Source organism: Micromonospora sp. NPDC001898 (genome assembly GCF_042891255.1).
In the GTDB taxonomy this organism is placed as follows: domain Bacteria; phylum Actinomycetota; class Actinomycetes; order Mycobacteriales; family Micromonosporaceae; genus Micromonospora.
In genome coordinates, this window is record NZ_JBIATC010000028.1 from 1 (window position 1) to 21,171 (window position 21,171).

Genomic DNA, 21,171 nt, shown 5'->3' on the forward strand with positions numbered 1-21,171 from the left:
TGTTGCGTTTGGTGATGTAGGCGATGAGGCGTGCGGTGTTTTGGTCTTCGTGGCGGGTGACTATGGCGGTGTCGACGTGGGGGTGTTGTTCGAGGATGGTTTCGATTTCGCCGAGTTCGATGCGGATGCCGTTGATTTTGACTTGGTGGTCGATGCGGGCGAGGATTTCGAGTGCGCCGGTGGTGTTCCATCGGCCGAGGTCGCCGGTGCGGTAGGCGGTTTGGCCGCTGTGGGGGTCGGTGATGAAGCGTTGTGTGGTGAGTTCGGGGCGGTTGAGGTAGTTGTGGGCGACGCCGTTTCCGGTGATGAGGATTTCGCCGGGGACGCCCATGGGGGCGAGGTTGAGGTGGGGGTCGACGACGCGGATTTGTCGGTTGGGCATGGGCCAGCCGATGGGGACGTATGTGCTGTTCCAGCCGGCTTTGGTGTCGTACCAGGTGCAGGCGATGGAGGCTTCGGCGGGGCCGTAGGCGTTGATGAGGCGTGTGCCTGCGGTCATCCAGCGTTGGGCCATGCGGGGTGGGATGGGTTCTCCGGCGAGGGTGACGCAGGACATGCTGGGGCAGTCGGTGGGGTCGATGGCGGCGAGGTTGGTGGGTGGGCAGAACGCGTGGGTGGTGTGTTCTTTGGCGATCAAATCGGTGAGTCGGCGGGGGTCGAGGAGGTCGTCGCGGGAGCAGATGACGACGCGGGCGCCGGAGGTCAACGCGGTGTAGATCTCGCCGAGTGCGACGTCGAAGACGGGGGCGCAGCAGTGCAGCATGCGGCTGTCGGGGCCGACCGCGCATTCGTCGGCCATCCAGGTGAGGAAGTTCGTCAGGTTGTCGTGCGACAGGACGACGCCTTTCGGGGTGCCGGTCGATCCTGACGTGTAGATCACGAACGCCGGTCCGGAAGCGTCCACCACCGGGAGGTCGACCGGTTCGCAGGCCTCCACGGTCGGCCAGTCGTTGTCGAGTGCGACGACTCGGACGCCGTCGGGTGCGGGGATGCGGGGGGCGACCTCACCGATGGTGAGCACGATCTGGGCGCCGTGGTCGGTCAGGAGCATCCGCATCCGTTCGGCCGGCCATGACACGTCCATCGGCGTGTATGCCGCGCCGGCCCGTAGGACGGCGAGGGTGGCGACCAACGTCCACAGGCTGCGGTCCAACGCCAGGGACACCACGTCCCCGACACCGACACCGGCTGACCGCAGGTAGCGGGCCAGCAGTTCCGATCGGCGGGCCAGTTCCCCGTAGGTGAGCACCTCGCCGTCGGCGACGCCCGCGACGGCGTCCGGCGTGCGGCGTGCCCACGCCAACACCAGGTCGTGGATCGGCTCACCCGACACCGGACGCACCGGACCCCGACCCCACGCGAGCAGCCGCTCCCGTTCCACCTCACCCAACAACGGCAACCGAGACAACGGAACCCCCGGTTCCCGGACACCGGCTGACGCCAACGTCACGGTCTGGTCCAGCAGGCCCCGCACCCACTCCGCGGAGAAGCCTTCCGCCGCGTAATCCACCCGAACCCCGGACCCGTCCGCAGCCACACTCACCACCAGATCAACATCCACCACCGCCGGCCCGACCTCGGCCACCGGACCGTCCACCACACCCACCACCACCGGACCCACAAGGCCCGCACCCACCACACCCGTACCCGGAACCGCCACCGGCGCGGCCCACGCCGCACCCACCCGGGACACCAACTCGGCGAACCCCGGATCACCCGCCACACCCACCCGCACCAACCCGCCACCCGACAGGCCCAGCGCCACCTCCTCCTGACCCGTATACCGGGCCAACACCCCGACAAGGCCCGCCAACACCACCACACCAGCCGATTCCACACCCACCACACCAGCCCGCCCCGCACCCACCAGACCAGGCAACTCCGCACCCACCACACCGGACAACTCCACCGCCCGCACCACCGACCCCGCCCGAGCCGGCCACACCAACGGCCGCCGCAGATCACCCATCAGGTCCAGGCCTTCGGCCGATCCGGCCGGTCCGATGTCAATCGCAGCGCCCACGGACTGAGCACCAGCGGACCCGACAGACATGATCAACCTCCGATCGAAAGGGGTGACCGGGGAGGCGCGTGGCCGGAGCGGCCGGTCAGCCGATGTTCCGTTTGGCGGACGGCACAATGTGGCGCGATGGATGCCGCGCGGCGTGGAACGCCGCCACCACCCGCCGGGGTGGCCGATCGGGGCCTCTTCGCGGCGGGCCCCGCCGTGTCGGCGGTGCGGCACCTCCCGTTCCACCCGGGCGCCGCGCACCCACGTGCGTCCCACTCCGTTGCGGTGGAGGGCAACGACGACCCGACGGGGCCCGACCCTACGAAGCCCGGTGGAGCGGTGTACACCCCTAGATTCACACGTCGACCCCCTAGGGAGTCTGCGTCGGGCCGGCGACCCTTCAGCTCAAAATTGTGCAAAGTAAGCTGACTGCGCACCCCAAATCATGGTTCGACGATCACCCGGTCGATGACTGGTCAATCACACACCGGCTGCTGGTGAGCACCGCGCCAACGCAGCGCTGGCCAAAAGCCGGCCGCGACCTGGTCGATCCAGCCTGGAACCGCGCTGTTTTCGGTGCACGCGGCACGCCCGACTCTCGCGGCCGAGCGGCCTTCATCAGAACCGGGACGCCACCTGTTCGCCCACGTTCTCCGCATGATCGTGGCGGCGGTGCTCCCAGGCTTCGTGCCATCCCCGAGGCCCTCCGTGGGCCGGCATGTCAGGAGATTCGATGTATACGCCTATCCAGGTGCAGGTGTTCGCCCACGACGGGGTGGTCCTGGCCCGGCCACCAAGTCCGGTGACGACCGCCAGCAGCCGTTATCTGGCCGGCGCGGGCGCCGGCTTGGACAACGGGCTGGACATGATCACTGGCCTTCACCTCACCCTTCCGCACCAGGCGGCGGCCATCGCCAGCACCGGCGCCTGCGCGGACAAGTCGCTCCGGCTGCTCAGCCGGAGCGGTCTCAAGACGCCGAGCGACCTGCGTGAATTCCGCAACAGCGAGCAGGCGGTACAGCTCGCCCGGGAAGCCGCCGAGCGGGGCGAGCTGTTGGAGTTCCAGTTCCCCCCGCACGACCCGCAGCTGCGGGCCGCGTCGGCCCGGGTCTCGCCGGACCTGCTGGCCCGACTCAACAACAAGACCGTCCTGGAGAGCCTGGTCGCACCGGAGTACCTGCCCCGCCGGCAGGTCGCCACCCCCGCGGAGGTGCGACGGATCGTGCAGCAGGACCGCCGGCCGGCGGTCATCAAACCGGCCGGTGCCGAGGTGTACAGCGGGATCGCGATCTTCACCAGACGGCTGCGCGACCGGCTCAACCGGTCACTGTTCAACCAACTGGAGCAGGTGAGCGACCAGTGGATCGTCGAGGAGGAGGTTCCCTTCCGGACAGTCTGGGGGCTCCAGTTCGGCGTGACCGAGAGCGGATCGGTGGAATACTTCGGTGCGTCCGTGCACCTGCCGCAGCCCACCTCGACGTGGGTCGGTTGTGTGATGGACGACGACCAACCGCCGACGGAGCTGATCGAAGCGCTGACCACAGGGGTCCGAAAGGCCAGTGCTCTCGGGTACCGGGGGTACTGCTCGTTCGACGCAGGGATCGGCCGGAACGACGAACTGCGGATCATCGACCCGAACTTTCGGGTCAGCGGAGCCACCTCGTCGCTGCTGCACCGCAGCTCGTTGCTGCGCCAGCACCCGTGTGCCATCACGACGTTCTTCTCCCTCGCGCCCGGTGTCGACGCCGAGCCGATCCTCGCCCCGTTCATCGATCGTGGGCAGCTCGTCGTGTTCATGCACTACGACCCGGCGGAGACGGACAACGGCCCGCATCCGGCGACCATCGTCGGCATGGTCGGCGCCTCGGACCGGTACGCCTGCGGCGTGCTGATCGCGCAGGTCCAGCGAGCGCTGAACAGCTGACGGACCGCCCCCCACCCCGGGCCGCGCCGGTGGCCCGCGACGGCGGGGTGTGCGCCTGCGGGTGTGGTTGTTGCTGCCCGGGCGACAACAACGCACCCGCAGGCGGCGACAGAACGGGTGCCGGTGCGCTACATCCCGGCGAGGGCGGCGCGGACGGCCGGTTCCGGGACGTCGGCGACCAGGTCGGGGCCGGCCGGGCCGTCCAGGACGAGGGACAGGCCGTCGGTGGCCTTCTTGTCCCGCCGCATCAGCGCGATCAGCTCGTCGTGGTCGACCCCGGCCGGCAGCGCGGTGTCGAGGCCGTAGCCGGCCACCACGTCGTGGTGCTCGGCCACCCGGTCGGCCCCGATCCGGCCGAGGACGCCGGCCAGCCGGCCCGCGAAGACCGTGCCGACGCCGACCGCCTCGCCGTGCCGCAGCGCGAAGTCGGTGGCCCGCTCCAGCGCGTGCCCGAGGGTGTGGCCGTAGTTGAGGATGTGCCGCAGCCCGGCGTCGCGCTCGTCGGCGGCCACCACCCGGGCCTTCAGCGCCACGCAGGCGGCGATCTGCTCGGCCACGGGCCGGTCGCGCAGCTCGCCCGCGCCGATGAAGTGGGCCCGGGCTATCTCACCGTAGCCGTTGCGCAGTTCCCGTTCCGGCAGCGTCGTCAGGTGCTCGGTGTCGCAGAGCACGGCGCGCGGCTGCCAGTACACCCCGACCAGGTTCTTGCCCTCCGGCAGGTTCACCGCCGTCTTCCCGCCGACGCTGGCGTCCACCTGGGCGAGCAGTGAGGTCGGCAGGTGGATCACCGCGATCCCCCGGTGGTAGAGGCCGGCGGCCAGCCCGACCACGTCCGTGGTGGTGCCGCCGCCGCAGGAGACCACCGCGTCGGCGCGGGTCAGCCCGAACTCGGCGAACGCGCGGCAGAGCTGCTCCACCGTGGCCAGGGTCTTGTCGTGCTCGCCGTCGCGGGCCGGCACCACGCGGTGCGGCACGCCCGGGTCGGGCGTCCACTGTGGAGGCCGGGCCGAGACCACCACGACCCGCCGCGCGCCGATCCGCGCCACCTCCGCCGGCAGCCGGTGGCGCACCCCGGGGCCGATCAGCACCGGGTACGCGCGTTCGCCGAGCGGAACGTCGATCCGGGTCGGCGCGGCGGCGTCGGAAGCGGGACGGCCGGTGTGGGTCGGGCGCATGCGGCTGCTGTCTCCTCTAGAGGCCCGCGGGCGGGGGGCGGGCGTCGGCGGCGTCGCGGCAACCGTGGCGGCCAACGGGCGTTCCCGGACCATCGACAGCCGCAGCGCCAGCGCGGCCAGCGCGTCGACGTCCGGCCCGATGCCCCACCGCTCGTGGGTCAGCTGGGCGTGGTGCGCCAGCAGGAAACCGGGCGGCGTCACCGGATGGTCCCGGTCGACCACGGCCGTCACCCGGTCCAGGTACTGCCGCCAGGCGGCGGCCACCTCCCCGGTCAGCGGCAGGTCACCGGCCGTCAGCGCGATCTTCTCCGCCCCGGCGTCCGCCTGCCCGGCCAGGTCCCGCCGCTGCGCGCCGGTGAGCAGCCGGCCACGGTCCTGCCAGTGCAGGAACAGGAAGGTCAGCCGGTCGGCCGCCGGCACCAGCCCGGTCAGGTGCCGCAGGTGCGCCACGGCCAGCGGCAACTCGACCCCGGCCAGCCAGGGTGCGTCCCCGCCGAGCAGGGCCAGGGCCAGGTCGCTGCCCGCGTGCGCGAGCGGGCCGCCCCGGGCGGCGTCGCGCACCGCGTACGGGTCCGCGCGGCAGGCGTCCCGGTCGGCCGCCGCCGGCAGCCGCCGCCGTACCTCGTCGAGCCCGGCGCCGGTCGTGTGGAAGCCGAGGCTCAGCCGCGGCCCGGCCGGAGCGCCGACCCGGTCGAAGAACCAGTCCGCTCGCGGGTCGGCCCGCCGGGCGGCGGCAACCAGTTCGGCGACCACCGTCCCGAGCAGCTCGGACATCCGCGCGTCCGGGCACCCGTCGGCCGGCACGGCCAGGTGGGTGAACAACCACGAGCGTTCCAACGACGGCACCTCGACTGACGGAGCACGGGCACGACGGTCTGCGGGGGTCGCCCCATCATCGGCCCGCGGCACGTCCCGCCAGCGCATCGGCCCTGGAACTGGGGACGACTTAGGGGGCGACAGGGGTAGGTCGTCGGCAGGGCGCTCGGAAGACTTGGGCCGTTACGGCGAGCGAGGTCTACGCCGCGGACGAGGAGTCTCGCCGACGGACGGAATGTGGTGACATGCTTCGGAGCGACCTGGTCCAGCCGTTGCCCGATCTGCTGAGGGCCCACGCCGACAGGTTCGGGGACAAGGTCGCCTTCCGCGACGACCGCCGCGCGGTCGGGTACGCCGACCTGGAGGCACGGACCCGTCGGCTCGCCGGGCACCTGGCGGCGGCCGGGGTCGGGCGCGGCGATCGGGTGGCCTTCTGCCTCGGCAACCGGGTGGAGACGGTGGAGACCTGGCTCGCCGTCACCCGGGCCGCCGCGGTGGGTGTACCGCTGAATCCGCGCAGCACCGACGCGGAGCTGGCCCACCTGCTCGACGACTCCGGCGCGGTGCTGGTGGTCGTCGGCCCGGAGCACCTCGACCAGCTCGTACGGCTGCGCGCGGACCGCCCCGACCTGCGGGTCTGGGTCATCGGGGACGCCCCGGCGCCCGACGGCGTCGCCGCCTGGCGGGACCTGGTCGACGCCGAGCCCGCCGTCGACGCCCGGGACGACCTGGGCCTCGACGAGGTCGCCTGGATGCTCTACACCTCCGGCACCTCCGGCCGGCCCAAGGGCGTGCTGTCCACCCAGCGCACCTGCCTGTGGTCGGTCGCCTCCTGCTACGTGCCGATCCCCGGCCTGACCCCCGACGACCGGGTGGTGTGGCCGCTGCCGCTGTTCCACAGCCTCTCCCACATCGGCTGCGTGCTGAGCGTGACCGCCGTGGGCGCCACCGCCCGGCTCATCGACGGTTTCTCCGCCGACGACGTGCTGCGCGCCGTCGACTCCGACGCGGCGACCGTGCTGGCCGGGGTGCCGGCCATGTACCACCACCTGGTCGCCGCCGCCAGGGACACCGGTTTCCGGGCCCCGGCCCTGCGGATGTGCCTGGTGGGCGGGGCGATCACCACGGGCGCGCTGCGTCGGGCGTTCGACGAGGTGTTCGACGCGCCGCTGCTCGACGCGTACGGCAGCACCGAGACCTGCGGTTCGATCGCCATCACCCGGCCGGACTCGCCCCGGGTGGAGGGCTCCTGCGGACAGCCCGTGCCCGGCGTCGAGGTGCGCCTGGTCAGCCCGCAGACCGGAGTGGACGTCCCGGTCGACGCCGAGGGCGAGGTGTGGGTACGCGGGCCGAGCGTGATGCTCGGGTACCACGGCCTGCCCGACGTGACCGCCAACGCGCTGCGCGACGGCTGGTACCGCACCGGTGACCTGGCTCGCCGGGACGTCGACGGCAACCTGTTCGTCACCGGCCGGCACCAGGAGCTGATCATCCGGGGCGGGGAGAAGATCCACCCGTCGGAGGTGGAGGAGGCGCTGCGCTCGGTGCCCGGCGTCGCCGACGTGGCCGTCACCGGCCGGCCGCACGAGGTGCTCGGCGAGGTGCCGGTGGCGTTCGTCGTCCCCGGGCCGGAGGGCTTCGACCCCGCCGCCGGGTACGCGGCCTGCCGGGAGCGGCTCTCCTACTACAAGGTGCCCGACGAGCTGTACGAGATCGGCCAGGTGCCGCGCACCGCCTCCGGGAAGGTCACCCGGCGGCTGCTGCTGGACCGGCCGGCCCGGCTGCGCGCCGTCAACGGCAGCCACCACGACCCGCTGAGCACCGTGACCTGGCGACCGCTGGACCTGACCGCCGTGCCGCCGGCCGCTCCCGCCGCGACGGTGGACCCGGCCGGCCCCGCGCCGGCACGCCGCTGGGCGGTCGTCGGCACGGGCGGCGAGGCGCTGGTCGAGCCGCTGCGCGCGGCGTCGGCGGGGGACCGGTTCGACGCGTACCCCGACCTCGCCGCCCTGCGCCGGGACCCGGACGTGCCGGACGTGACGCTGCTGCTCGCCGACGCCGTCCCGGTGGACCTCGCCGACCCCGGTGCCGTGGTGGGCCTCGCCGACCGGCTGCGCGACCGGCTCGACGACGACCGGTCCGCCGCCGCCCGGCTGGTGCTGCTGACCACCGGAGCAGTGGACGCGTCCACCCCGGAGCTGGCCGACGACCCGGACCTCGTCCCGGCCGCCGCCGTCGCCTGGGCGGTGGGCCGCTGCCTCCAGGCCGCGTACCCGGGCCGGGTCGTGCTGGTCGACGCCGACGCCCACTCGCTGGCCCTGCTGCCCGCCGCCGTGGACGCCGGCGCCGCGCAGGTGGCCCTCCGCGCCGGCGCGGCCCGGCACCCGGTCCTCGGGCCGGCCCCCGCGCGGACCCCCGCGCGGCCGGCGCGGGTCGTCGACCCGGCAGCCCCGGCCCTGGTCGCCGGGGCCGACACCCCGACCGGCGTGGCGCTGGCCCGGCACCTGGTCGGCGCGTACGGCGCCGGCCGGCTGGTGCTGCTGCCCGCCGGCTCCCCGGACGACGCCGCCCTGGTCGAGCTGGTCGCGGAGCTGACCGCGGCCGGCGCGGCGGTCACCATGCGGCGCCGCTCCGGCGCCGGCCGGCACCGGGCCGACGCCGCCGCCCCCGCCGGCGACGAGCCGGTCGGCGCGGTCTTCCTCTGCCCGTCCGAGGCCGACCTCGCGGACCCCGCCGGGGCCGCGCGGGTGGTCGCCCTCGCCGAGGCGCTGGACGCCCACGCCCGGCACGCCGCCGTCACCGCGTTCACCGTTCTCGTCCCGGCGGCCCCGCTGCTCGGCGGAGCCGACCGGGAGCGGGCGGCGGCTGCCGTCGGCGCCCTGCACACCCTGGTCGCCCGCCGCCGCGCGGCCGGCCTGCCCGCCCGGATGGTCGGCACGGCGGCCGACCCGGACCGCGCGGCGAGCGCCACCGCCCGGATCGACCTCGCCGCGTTCGACGTCGCGCACGACGGCGACGACCTCGTCCTGCTCGCCCACCCGGCTGCCGCCGCGCACCCCGCCTGGCGGGGCCCCGCCGGGACCGACCCGGCCGACGAACGGGACGCCGCCGAGCTGCGCCGCCGGGTAGCCGCGCTGACCACCGTGGAGGGCGACCGGCTCCTGCTCGACCTGGTCCGCGCCGCCACCGCCGAGGTCGCCGGCCTGCCCGGTCCGGGCGCGGTCCGCCCGGGTCGGGCCTTCAAGGAACTCGGCTTCACCTCCGTCGGCGCGGTCGCGCTGCGCGACCGGCTGGCCCGCGCCACCGGGGTACGGCTCTCCGCCACCGCCGCCTTCGACCATCCGAGCCCGGACGCCCTCGCCCGGCACCTCGCCGCCCGGCTGCGCGGCGCCGCCCCGGCAGCCGTCGCCCCGGGCGGACCGGCCGGCGGGGCCCCGTCGGACGACCCGGTGGTCGTCGTAGCCATGGCCTGCCGGCTGCCCGGCGGGGTCGCCTCCCCCGAGGAGCTGTGGGACCTCGTCGACCAGGGCCGGGAGGGGCTCACCGGGTTCCCCGCCGAGCGGGGCTGGGACCTCGCCCACCTGTTCTCCGACGACCCCGACCAGCCCGGCACCTCGTACGTGCGGGTCGGCGGGTTCCTGCCCGACGCGGCGGACTTCGACGCCGCCCTGTTCGCGATCAGCCCCCGCGAGGCGCTGGCGATGGACCCTCAGCAGCGGCTGCTGCTGGAGACCTCCTGGGAGCTGTTCGAGCGGGCCGGCATCGACCCCACCTCGCTGCGCGGCAGCGCCACCGGCGTGTTCGCCGGCGTCATGCACCACGACTACGCCGCCAACCTGCGGCAGGCCCCACCCGGCACCGAGGGGTACCTCGGCGTCGGCACCGCCGGCAGCGTGGTCACCGGCCGGGTCGCGTACGCGCTCGGGCTGGAGGGCCCCGCCGTCACCGTCGACACGGCCTGCTCGTCGTCGCTGGTGTCGCTGCACCTGGCCGCTCAGGCCCTGCGCGCCGGGGACTGCACCCTCGCGGTGGCCGGCGGCGTGGCGGTGATGGGCACCCCGCAGGCGTTCGTCGAGTTCAGCCGGCAGCGCGGGCTCGCCCCCGACGGCCGGTGCAAGGCGTTCGCCGAGGGCGCCGACGGCACCGGCTGGTCCGAGGGCGTCGCCGTGCTGCTGCTGGAACGCCTCTCCGACGCCCGCCGCAACGGGCACCCCGTCCTCGCCGTGCTGCGCGGTAGCGCGATCAACTCCGACGGCGCGTCCAACGGGCTCACCGCCCCCAACGGGCCCGCCCAGGAGCGGGTGATCCGCCGGGCGCTGGCCGCCGCCGGGCTCACCGCCGCCGACGTGGACGCCGTCGAGGCGCACGGCACCGGCACCCGGCTCGGCGACCCGATCGAGGCGCAGGCGCTGCTCGCCACGTACGGTGCGGGCCGGGGCGACGCCGGTCCGCTGCGGCTGGGCTCGCTGAAGTCCAACCTCGGCCACACCCAGGCCGCCGCCGGCGCAGCCGGGGTGATCAAGATGGTGCTGGCCATGCGACACGGGACGCTGCCGGCCACCCTGCACGTGGACGCCCCGACGTCCGAGGTGGACTGGTCCGCCGGCGCGGTCGAGCTGCTCACCGAGGCCCGCCCCTGGCCGGCGGTGGACCGGCCCCGGCGGGCCGGCATCTCCTCGTTCGGCATCAGCGGCACCAACGCCCACGTCATCGTCGAGGCGCCCCCCGCCGACCCGGAGCCCGCGCCCGCCGGCCGCTCGACCGGGGAGCCCGCGTCCGTCGCGCACCGGACCGGGGAGCCCGCGCCGAACGCCGCCGGAAACCGTTGCGGCCCGGTGCCGTGGCTGCTCTCCGGCGCCACCGGCGAGGCCCTGCGCGACCAGGCGGCCCGGCTGCTGGGCTGGCTCGACGGCCCCGGCGCGGACGCCGACCCGGCCGACGTCGGGCACGCCCTGGCCACCACCCGTGCCGCCCTGGAGCACCGGGCCGTGGTGCTGGCCGGCGACCCGGCCGCCACCCGGTCCGGGCTGACCGCGCTGACCCGGGGCGACGCGGACCCCGACACCGCCGGCGTGCTGACCGGCCGGGTCGTCGACGGCCAGCTCGGCCTGCTCTTCGGCGGGCAGGGCGGCCAGCGCCCCGGCATGGGCCGGGGACTGCGCGCGGCGTACCCGGTCTTCGCCGACGCGTTCGACGCGGCCTGCGCCGAACTCGACCGCGCCCTCGCCGGCCACGCCCCGCACCCCGTCGCGGACGTCACCCTCGCCGAGACCGGCGGGGAACTGGCCGGCCTGCTCGACCAGACCCTGTACACCCAGCCGGCCCTGTTCGCGTTCGAGGTGGCGCTGTACCGGCTGCTGGAGTCCTGGGGCGTGCGCCCCGACGCGGTGCTCGGCCACTCCGTCGGCGAGCTGACCGCCGCGCACGTGGCCGGGGTGTTCTCCCTCGCCGACGCGGCGGCGCTGGTCGCCGCCCGGGCCCGGCTGATGCAGCAGCTCCCCGACGGGGGCGCGATGGTCGCCGTCGAGGCCGGGGAGGCCGAGGTGGCCCCCCACCTCACCGACCGGGTCGGGCTGGCCGCCGTCAACGGGCCGACCAGCGTGGTCCTCTCCGGTGACGCCGACGCCGTGCTGGCCGTCGCGGCCACCCTGCGCGCCGCCGGCCGGCGGACCAGCCGGCTCCGGGTGTCGCACGCGTTCCACTCGCCGCGCATGGAGCCGATGCTCGACGCGTTCCGCGCGGTGGCCGCCGGCCTCACCTACCGCACCCCGCACCTGCCGGTGGTGTCCAACCTGACCGGCGGGCCGGTCGACCCGGCCCGGCTCTGCTCGCCCGACTACTGGGTGGCGCACGTGCGCGGCACCGTCCGCTTCCTCGACGGGATGCGCGCCCTGCACCGGCAGGGGACCAGCACGTTCCTGGAGGTCGGGCCCGGCGGCGTGCTCACCGCCATGGCCCAGGACTGCCTCGCCACCGACGCCGACGAGCTGGCCTTCGTCCCCGCCGTGCGGACCGTCGACGACGAGCCGGACGCGCTGCTGGCCGCCGTGGCGCGGTTGCACGTGCGCGGCGCCGCCGTGGACCCGGCCGCCCTCACCGGCCCCGGCCCGCACCGCCGGGTCGAGCTGCCCACGTACGCCTTCCAGCGCCGGCACTACTGGCTGCCCTACTCGGCGGTGGCCGGCGGCCCGGCCGACGTCGGGCTGACCGATGCAGGTCACCCGCTGCTCGGCACGGTGCTGCCGGTCGCCGGCACCGGGCAGGTCGTCTGCACCGGCCGGATCGCCGCGGCCACCCACCCGTGGCTGGCCGCGCCCGCCGACGGCGTACCGCTGCTGCCCGCCACCGCCCTGCTGGACCTGCTCACCCACCTCGGCGAACTCCTCGACCTGCCCACCGTGGCGCGGCTGCGGGTCCCCGAGCCGGTGCCGCTGCCCGCCGAGCTGACCGTCGACGTGCAGGTCATCGTCGCCGGGCCGGACGAGCACCTGCGTCGGGTGGCGCGCTGCCACGTACGGGCCGCCGACGGCCAGCCGTGGCGGGAGGTCGCCGAGGCGGTGCTCGCCCCGGCAGACCCCGCCGCCGGCCCGGTCACCGCCGTACCGGTGTGGCCGCCAACCGGTGCCCGCCCCGTGGACCTGGACGCCCCGGAGCACCGGGCGCTCGCCGGCGAGCTGGCCCGGGGCGCGTGGGTCGCCGCCGACCGGCTCTTCGTCGACGTACGCCTGCCCGAGGACGCCCGGGACTCCGACGCCGACCGGTACGGCGTGCACCCGCTGGTGCTGGACGCGGCCCTGCGGCTGCTCCCGCTCGCCGACTTCGCCACCGCCGGAGCGGACGTCGGAGTCGACGCGGGCGCGGGGGCCGCCGGTCCCGCCGCGCGGCCGATGGCCGTCGACTGGACCGGGGTGCGCCTGCGCGCCACCGGAGCCCACGCGCTGCGGGTCTGCCTCGCCCCCGCCGGGGCGGACGCGGTCAGCCTCAGCGCCGTCGACGACTCCGGGGCGTCGGTGCTCGACGTCGAGCGGGTGGTGCTGCGCGTCGTGACGCCGCCGCCCGCCGACGGCCCGCCCCCGTCGGCCGCCCCCGCCGGCCTGTACGCCGTCGACCGGTTGCCCGCCGCCGCCCCGGCCACGCCGGTTCCCGCCTGGACCCTCGCCGACGGCAGCCCCCCGGACGGGCCGCTGCCGCCGGTGCTGGTGCTGCGGGTCGGCGACGGCGACCCGGAACGGCCGGTGCCCGACCGGGCGCACGCCGTCGGCCTCGACACCCTCGCCGTGCTGCGGCGCTGGCTGGACGACCCGCGCGCCGAGACCACCCGGCTCGCCCTCGCCGTGCGCGACGGCGACCCGGTGCACGCCCCGGTCGCCGGGCTGGTCCGGGTCGCCCAGGCCGAGCATCCCGACCGGTTCCTGCTGCTCAGCCTCGACGCGGGCGACGACGCGGCCGTCCGGGTGGCCCTGTCCGCCGGCCCCGACGAGCCCGAGGTGGCCGTCCGCGACGGCCGGGCCCTGCTGCCCCGGCTCCGCCCCGTCGAGCACCCCGCCGCCGGGCCCCTGCCGGCGCTGGCCGGCGGCACCGTGCTCGTCACCGGCGGCACCGGCGGCGTCGGCCGGCACGTCGCCACCCACCTCGCCACCGCGCACGGCGTCACCGAGCTGGTGCTGCTCAGCCGCGCCGGCCGGTACGCCGACTGGATGGCCGCGCTCACCGACGCCGGGGTGACCGTCCGGGTGGTCGCCGCCGACGTCGCCGACCGGGCCGCGCTCGCCGAGGTGGTCGCCCCGCTCGCCGACCGCCTCGTGGCGGTCGTGCACGCCGCCGGGGTCACCGACGACGCCCTGCTCACCGGCCTCGACGCGGCACGCTGGGAGCGGGTTCTGCGGTCCAAGGTGCACGGCGCGTGGCACCTGCACGAGCTGACCGCCGGCCTCGACCTGGCCGCGTTCGTGCTGTTCTCCTCGGCGTCGGCCACCTTCGGCAGCCCCGGCCAGGGCAACTACGCCGCCGGCAACGCGTTCCTCGACGCGCTCGCCGGGCACCGCCGCGCCCACGGCCTGCCCGCCACCGCCCTGGCCTGGGGCCTGTGGGCCGAGGAGGCCGGGATGGCCGGCCGGCTCACCCCCGCCGACCTGGCCCGCCTCGCCCGGGGCGGCACCCGCCCCCTGGACACCGCCGCCGGACTGGCCCTGTTCGACGCCGCCCTGCACTCCGACCGGCCCGCGCTGGTGCCGATCGGGCTGGACCTGGCCGCCGTCCGGGCCTCCGGGGAGGCGCCCGCCCTGCTGCGGGCGCTGCTGCCCCCGCCGCTCCGCCGCCGGGCCGTCAACGCCGACCCCGCCCCCGCGTCCGCCGCCGGGTTCGCCGACCGGCTGGCCGGGCTCGGCGAGCCGGAGCGGGCCGCGCTGCTGCTGGCTCTGGTCCGCGCCCGCAGCGCCACCGTCGTCGGGCACGCCGGCCCGGAGCAGGTCGAGCCGCGCCGCCCGTTCAAGGAACTCGGCTTCGACTCGCTGATGGCCGTGGAGCTGAGCAACCGGCTCTCCGCCGTCACCGGCGTCCGGCTCGCCCCGCACGCCGTGTTCAACCACCCCACCCCGGAGCTGCTCGCCGCGCACCTGCACGCCCGGCTGCTCGGCACCGCCGCCACCGAGGTCGCCGACGCGAGCACCGTCGCCCTCGACGAACCCGTCGCGATCGTCGCCATGGCCTGCCGGTTCCCCGGCGGCATCGGCTCGCCCGACGAGCTGTGGCGGCTGCTCGACGGCGGCGGCGACGTCATCGGCGACCTGCCCACCGACCGGGGCTGGCCCGACCTGTACGACCCCGTCCACGGCACCCCCGGGCGGACGTACGTGCGCTCCGGCGGATTCCTCACCGGCATCGCCGACTTCGACGCCGCGTTCTTCGGCATCAGCCCCCGCGAGGCCCTGGCCATGGACCCGCAGCACCGGCTGCTGCTGGAGACCTCCTGGGAGGCGCTGGAGGGCGCCGGCATCGACCCGGGGACGCTGCGCGGCAGCCGTACCGGCGTGTTCGCCGGCACCCACGGCCAGGACTACGCCGACCAGATCGCCCCGGGCGCCGTCGCCGACGACGGGGAGACCATCGCCGACGAGGGCCACCTGCTCACCGGCACCGCCGGCAGCGTGTTGTCCGGCCGGGTCGCGTACTCCCTCGGGCTGGAGGGACCGGCGGTCACCGTCGACACGGCCTGCTCGGCGTCCCTGGTGGCGTTGCACCTGGCCGCCCAGGCGCTGCGCCAGGGCGACTGCGACCTGGCCCTGGCCGGTGGCGTGTCGGTGCTGTCCAGCCCTGCCGGGCTGACCGGGTTCAGCCGCCAGCGCGGCCTCGCCGCCGACGGCCGGTGCAAGCCGTTCGCCGAGGACGCCGACGGGTTCGGCATGTCCGAGGGCGTCGGGATGCTGGTGGTGGAGCGCCTGTCCGACGCCCGCCGCCGGGGCCACCCCGTCCTCGCGCTGGTCCGCGGCACCGCCGTCAACCAGGACGGGGCGTCCAACGGGCTGACCGCCCCGAACGGGCCGTCCCAGGAGCGGGTGATCCGGGCCGCGCTGGGCGCCGCCGGGCTCACCCCCGCCGACGTGGACGCCGTCGAGGCGCACGGCACCGGCACCGCGCTCGGCGACCCGATCGAGGCCGAGGCGATCCTCGCCACGTACGGCCAGCGTCCCGCCGACGCCCCGCCGCTGCTGCTCGGCTCCGTCAAGTCCAACCTCGGCCACACCCAGGCCGCGGCCGGCGTCGCCGGGGTGCTCAAGATGGTCCTCGCCATGCGGCACGGGCGGCTGCCCCGCACCCTGCACGCCGAGCGGCGCACCTCCCGCGTCGACTGGGACTCCGGCTCGGTGGAGCTGCTCACCGAGGCCCGCCCGTGGCCCCGCGCCGACCGGCCCGCCCGGGCCGGGGTGTCCTCGTTCGGCATCAGCGGCACCAACGCCCACGTCGTCGTCGAGGCCGTGCCCGCGCCGGAGCCGGTCGGGGCGTCGGAGTCCACCGCCGACCCGACCGGGGCGCTGCCGTGGCTGCTGTCCGCGCGTACCCCCGAGGCGCTGGCCGGGCAGGCCCGCCGGCTGCGGGACCACCTGGCCGGACGGCCCGACCAGCGCCCGCTCGACGTGGCCTGGTCGCTGGCCACCACCCGGGCCGCGTTCGACTCCCGGGCGGTGCTCGTCGGCGGCGACGCGGACCGGATCGCCGCCGCCCTCGACGCGCTCGCCGACGGCCGGCCCGCCCCCGAACTGGTCCGGGGCGAGGCCGGGACCACCGGCAGGGTCGTGTTCGTCTTCCCCGGCCAGGGCTCCCAGTGGCTCGGCATGGGGCTGGAGCTGCTCGACCAGGCCCCCGTGTTCGCCGAGCGGATGGCCGCCTGCGACGCCGCGCTGCGGCCGTACCTGAACTGGTCGCTGCTGGACGTGCTGCGCCAGGCCCCCGGCGCGCCGAGCCTCGACCAGGTCGACGTGGTGCAGCCCGCCCTGTTCGCGATGATGGTGTCGCTGGCCGAGCTGTGGCGCTCGTACGGCGTGCGACCCGACGCCGTGGTCGGCCACTCGCAGGGCGAGATCGCCGCCGCCTGCGTCGCCGGGGTGCTCTCGCTGCCCGACGCCGCCCGGGTGGTGGCGCTGCGCAGCCGCGCGATCCGGGCCCTGGCCGGGCACGGGGCGATGGCCTCCGTGGCGCTGCCCGCCGACGTGGTCCGCGAGCGGGCCGCCCGGTACGGCGACCGGGTGGCGGTGGCCGCCGTCAACGGCCCGGCCGCCGTGGTGGTCTCCGGCGAGGAGGCCGCCGTGGAGGGGCTCCTCGCCGAACTGGCCGCCGAGCAGGCCCGGGTCCGCCGGATCGCCGTGGACTACGCCTCCCACTCCGCCCAGGTGGAGCGGATCCGCGACGAGCTGGCCGAGCTGCTGGCCGGCATCGCCCCCGGCCCGGCCGCCGTGCCGCTGTTCTCCACCACCGACCTGCGCTGGCTCGACGGCGAGGAGATGGGCCCCGACTACTGGTACCGCAACCTGCGCCAGCCGGTCGAGCTGCACCGGGCGGTGCTGGAGTTGGCCGCCCAGGGCCACGACACGTACGTCGAGTGCAGCCCCCACCCGGTGCTCACCGTGGGCATCTCCGAGACCCTCGCCGACGGCGACGGCACCGCCGTGGTGGTCGGCTCGGTGCAGCGCGACCAGGGCGACCGGGGCAGGTTCCTGCTCTCGGTGGCCCAGCTCCACGTGCGCGGCGTCGGCGTGGACTGGCAGCCCGCCCTGGCCGGCGGCCGGCACGTCGACCTGCCCACGTACGCGTTCGCCCACCGCCGCTACTGGCCCCGGCCGAGCGCCGGCCCCGGCGATGTCGGCGCGGCCGGCCTGGACGCCGCCGGGCACCCGCTGCTCGGCGCGTCCGTGGCGCTGGCCGAGGCGAAGGGGTACCTGTTCACCGGCCGGCTCTCGGCCGCCGCCCAGCCCTGGCTGGCCGACCACCGGGTGCTGGACGCGGTGCTGGTGCCCGGCACCGGCCTGGTGGAACTCTGCCTGCGGGCCGGCGACGAGGTCGGCTGTCCCGTCCTCGACGAGCTGGTCATCGAGGCCCCGCTGGCCCTGCCGGCCGACGGTGCCACCCAGGTCCAGGTGGCCCTCGGCCCGGCCGACGACGACGGCCGCCGCCCGGCCACCCTGCACTCCCGGCCCGCCGGCGGGCCGGCCGACGCGCCGTGGACCCGGCACGCCAGCGCCACCCTGTCCGCCGACCGGACCGCCGGTTCGGACGCGGCGGGGGAGCTGGCCGAGTGGCCGCCGCCGCACGCCCGCCCCGTCGACCTGTCCGGCTTCTACGCCGGGCTGGCCGCCGACGGGTACGCGTACGGGCCGGCGTTCCAGGGTCTGCGCGCCGTGTGGACCAGCGGTGACGAGGTGTACGCCGACGTGGAGTTGCCCGCCGCGCAGCGCGCCGACGCCGACCGGTACGGCCTGCACCCGGCCCTGTTCGACGCCGCCCTGCACGCCGCGCACTTCGGCGGGCTCGCCGAGGCCGGTGCGGGACAGCTGCTGCTGCCGTTCGCCTGGAACGGCGTCACCCTGCACGCCTCCGGCGCCACCGCGCTGCGGGTCCGCCTGACCCAGGTCGCCCCGTACGCCATCGCGCTGACCGTCGCCGACCCGACGGGCGCTCCGGTCGCCGACGTGGACGCCCTGACGATGCGGCCGATCGCCGCCGGCGAGCTGACCCGCACCGACGACCGGGCCACCCGGGACGCCCTGTTCCGCCTCGACTGGACCCCCCTGCCGCCCGCCGACGACGCCCCGCCGGTCACCGCCGTGGCGCTCACCGCCGGCACCCCCGGCACCGGGGGCTTCGCCGGTCATGCCGGCCTTGAGGGCTTCGCCGGGCGGGCCGGCCTTGAGGGCTTCGCCGGGTATCCCGGGCTGGACGCCCTCGCCGCCGCCGTCGACGCGGGCCTCGACCTGCCCTCGGCGGTCCTCGCGTCGCTGTGCACGGCACCCGCCGTGCCCGCGCCCGAGGCGGCCCGACACGCCACCGTCCGGGCCCTCGATCTGGTCCGGCGCTGGCTCACCGAGCCGCGCTGGGCGGCGGCCCGGCTGGTGCTGGTCACCAACGGAGCGGTCGCCGTGCACAGCACCGCCGAACTGGTCGATCCGGCCGCCGCCGCGGCGTGGGGCCTGGTCCGCTCGGCCCAGTCGGAGCACCCCGACCGGCTGGTGATCGTCGACGTCGACCGGGACGGGCTCGGGGCCGATCAGCTCGCCGCCGTGCTCGCGGCCGGCGAGCCGCAGGCGGCGCTGCGCGGCGGCGTCGGATACGTCCCCCGGCTGGCCCGCGCCGGCTCGACGGGCGAACTCACCCCGCCCGCCGCGCCCGCCTGGCGGCTGGACGCGCCGGTGCGCGGCAGCCTGGAGAACCTCACCCTGGTCCCGACGGACGCCGCCGACGCCGTCCTCGGCCCTCTCGACGTGCGGGTCCGCGTCCGCGCCGCCGGCCTGAACTTCCGCGACGTGCTCAACGCGCTCGGGCTCTACCCGGGTGACGCCGGGCCGCTCGGCGGCGAGGGCGCGGGCGAGGTGGTCGAGGTGGGCGCCGAGGTCACCGACCTGTTCCCCGGCGACGCCGTGTTCGGGGTGTTCGTCGGCTGCTTCGGGCCGCTCGCCGTCACCGACCGCCGGCTGCTCGCCCCGATGCCGGCCGGCTGGTCGTACGTGCAGGGCGCCTCCGTGCCGGTGGTGTTCCTGACCGCGTACCACGGGCTGGTGAACCTGGCCGGGCTCCGTCGCGGCGAGTCCGTGCTGGTGCACGCCGCCGCCGGTGGGGTCGGCATGGCCGCCGTGCAGCTCGCCCGCCACCTCGGCGCCGAGGTGTACGCCACCGCCAGCCCCGCCAAGTGGGACGCGCTGCGCGCGCTCGGCCTCGACGACGACCACCTGGCGTCGTCGCGCACCCTCGACTTCGAGGCCCGGTTCCGCGCCGCCACCGACGGCCGGGGCGTCGACGTGGTGCTGGACTCGCTGGCCCGCGAGTTCGTCGACGCGTCGCTGCGGCTGCTGCCGCGCGGCGGCCGGTTCGTCGAGATGGGCAAGACCGACATCCGCGACCCGCAGACGGTCGCGGCCGACCACCCGGGCGTCGACTACACGGCGTTCGACCTGACCCTGTCCGACCCCGACGAACTCCAGCGGATGCTCGTCGACCTGCTCGGGCTCTTCGAACAGGGCGCGCTCACCCCGCTGCCCACCCAGGTCTGGGACGTGCGCCAGGCGCCGGAGGCGTTCCGGTACGTCAGCCAGGCGCGGCACGTCGGCAAGGTGGTGCTCACCACGCCCCGCCCGTGGGACCCCGACGGCACCGTGCTGCTCACCGGCGGCACCGGCACCCTGGGCCGGCTCGTCGCCCGCCGGCTCGTCGAGACCCACGGCGCGCGGCGGCTGCTGCTGGTCAGCCGGCGCGGCGCAGACGCGCCGGGTGCGGCCGAGGCGGCCGACGAGCTGCGCGCGCTGGGCGCCGACGTCACCCTCGCCGCCGCCGACGTGGCCGACCGGGACAGCCTGGCCCGGGTGCTGGACGCGGTGCCGCCCCGGCACCCGCTGACCGCCGTCGTGCACCTCGCCGGGGTGCTCGACGACGGGGTGGTCACCGCCCTCACCCCGCAACGCGTCGACACCGTCTTCGCGCCCAAGCTCGACGCCGCCTGGCACCTGCACGAACTCACCCGCCACCTCGACCTGGCCGGGTTCGTGCTGTTCTCCTCCGGGGCCGGGGTGTTCGGCGTGCCCGGCCAGGGCAACTACGCCGCCGCCAACGCGTTCCTCGACGCCCTCGCGCAGGCCCGGCGCGCCGCCGGACTGCCCGGCCGGTCGCTGGCCTGGGGACTGTGGGAAGAGGCCAGCGAGATGACCGCGAAGCTGGACCGCGCCGACCCCCGGATCACCGCCCGCGACGGGCAGCTCGCCATCCCCTCGGACCTGGGGATGGCCCTGTTCGACGCGGCGCTGCGGACGGCCGAGCCGGTGCTGGTGCCGACCCGCATCGACGTCGCCGCCCTCACCGAGCGGGTCGCCCGCCCCCCGGCCCTGCTGCGCGGGCTGGTACGGCGGGAGCGGCGCAGCGCCCGGTCGGCCACCCCGGCGGCCGGCGGCCGGACCCTCGCCGACGAGCTGACGGCGCTGCCCGCCGACGATCGCCCCGGCCTGCTCGTCGACCTGGTGCGCGAGCAGGCGGCGAGCGTGCTGGGGCACGGCAGCCGGGCGGCGGTCGCCCCCGACCGGGCGTTCAGCCAGATCGGCTTCGACTCGCTGACCGCCGTCGAGCTGCGCAACCGGCTCGGCGAGGCGACCGGCCTGCGGCTGCCCGCCACGCTGATCTTCGACTATCCCGACCCGACCGCTCTGGCCGGCTACCTCCTCGCCCAGCTCGTCCCGGACAGCGGCCCGGCGCTGCCGCCGGTCCTCACCGACCTGGAGAACCTGGAACGGTCACTGGCCGAGGCGACCCTGGAGGCTGAGCTGCACGCCCAGATCGGCTCCCGGCTGGAGGTGCTGATGGCCAAGTGGCGGACCATGCGCACCGGCCCGGGGGGAGACCTCGGCCCCGACCTGGACATCGACGGCGCCAGCGACGACGAGATCTTCGACCTCATCGACTCCGAACTCGGACTCTGACGACCGGCCGGCGGCCCCGCCCGTTCCGCCGACCGGCCGGAGCCCCCGCCCCGACACCCGACCCCCACGCGAGGA

General features: G+C 76.2%; 4 protein-coding genes. 2 read left to right on the forward strand and 2 right to left on the reverse strand.

Annotated elements, in window-relative coordinates:
- Positions 1–2,257, reverse strand: a 2,257-nt coding sequence (locus ACFYZF_RS28835) for an amino acid adenylation domain-containing protein (protein ID WP_387026039.1), incomplete at its 3' end; no start/stop codon positions are given.
- 487 nt (positions 2,258–2,744) lie between these two features.
- Between ACFYZF_RS28835 and ACFYZF_RS28840 the strand changes: the two genes are divergently transcribed.
- Positions 2,745–3,935 (forward strand): ATP-grasp domain-containing protein, encoded by a 1,191-nt coding sequence (locus ACFYZF_RS28840; RefSeq protein ID WP_387026041.1) that lies wholly within the window; start codon positions 2,745–2,747, stop codon positions 3,933–3,935.
- A gap of 128 nt (positions 3,936–4,063) precedes the next feature.
- Here the strand turns inward: ACFYZF_RS28840 and ACFYZF_RS28845 are convergent, their stop codons facing one another.
- Complete coding sequence (locus ACFYZF_RS28845) at positions 4,064–5,110, reverse strand: 3-dehydroquinate synthase family protein (RefSeq protein ID WP_387026068.1); 1,047 nt, start codon at positions 5,108–5,110, stop codon at positions 4,064–4,066.
- Between the two features lie 1,061 nt (positions 5,111–6,171).
- On the opposite strand from ACFYZF_RS28845, the gene ACFYZF_RS28850 reads away from it, so the two are divergent.
- Positions 6,172–21,096, forward strand: a complete 14,925-nt coding sequence (locus ACFYZF_RS28850) for an SDR family NAD(P)-dependent oxidoreductase (RefSeq protein WP_387026043.1) — start codon at positions 6,172–6,174, stop codon at positions 21,094–21,096.
- Positions 21,097–21,171: the final 75 nt, after the last annotated feature.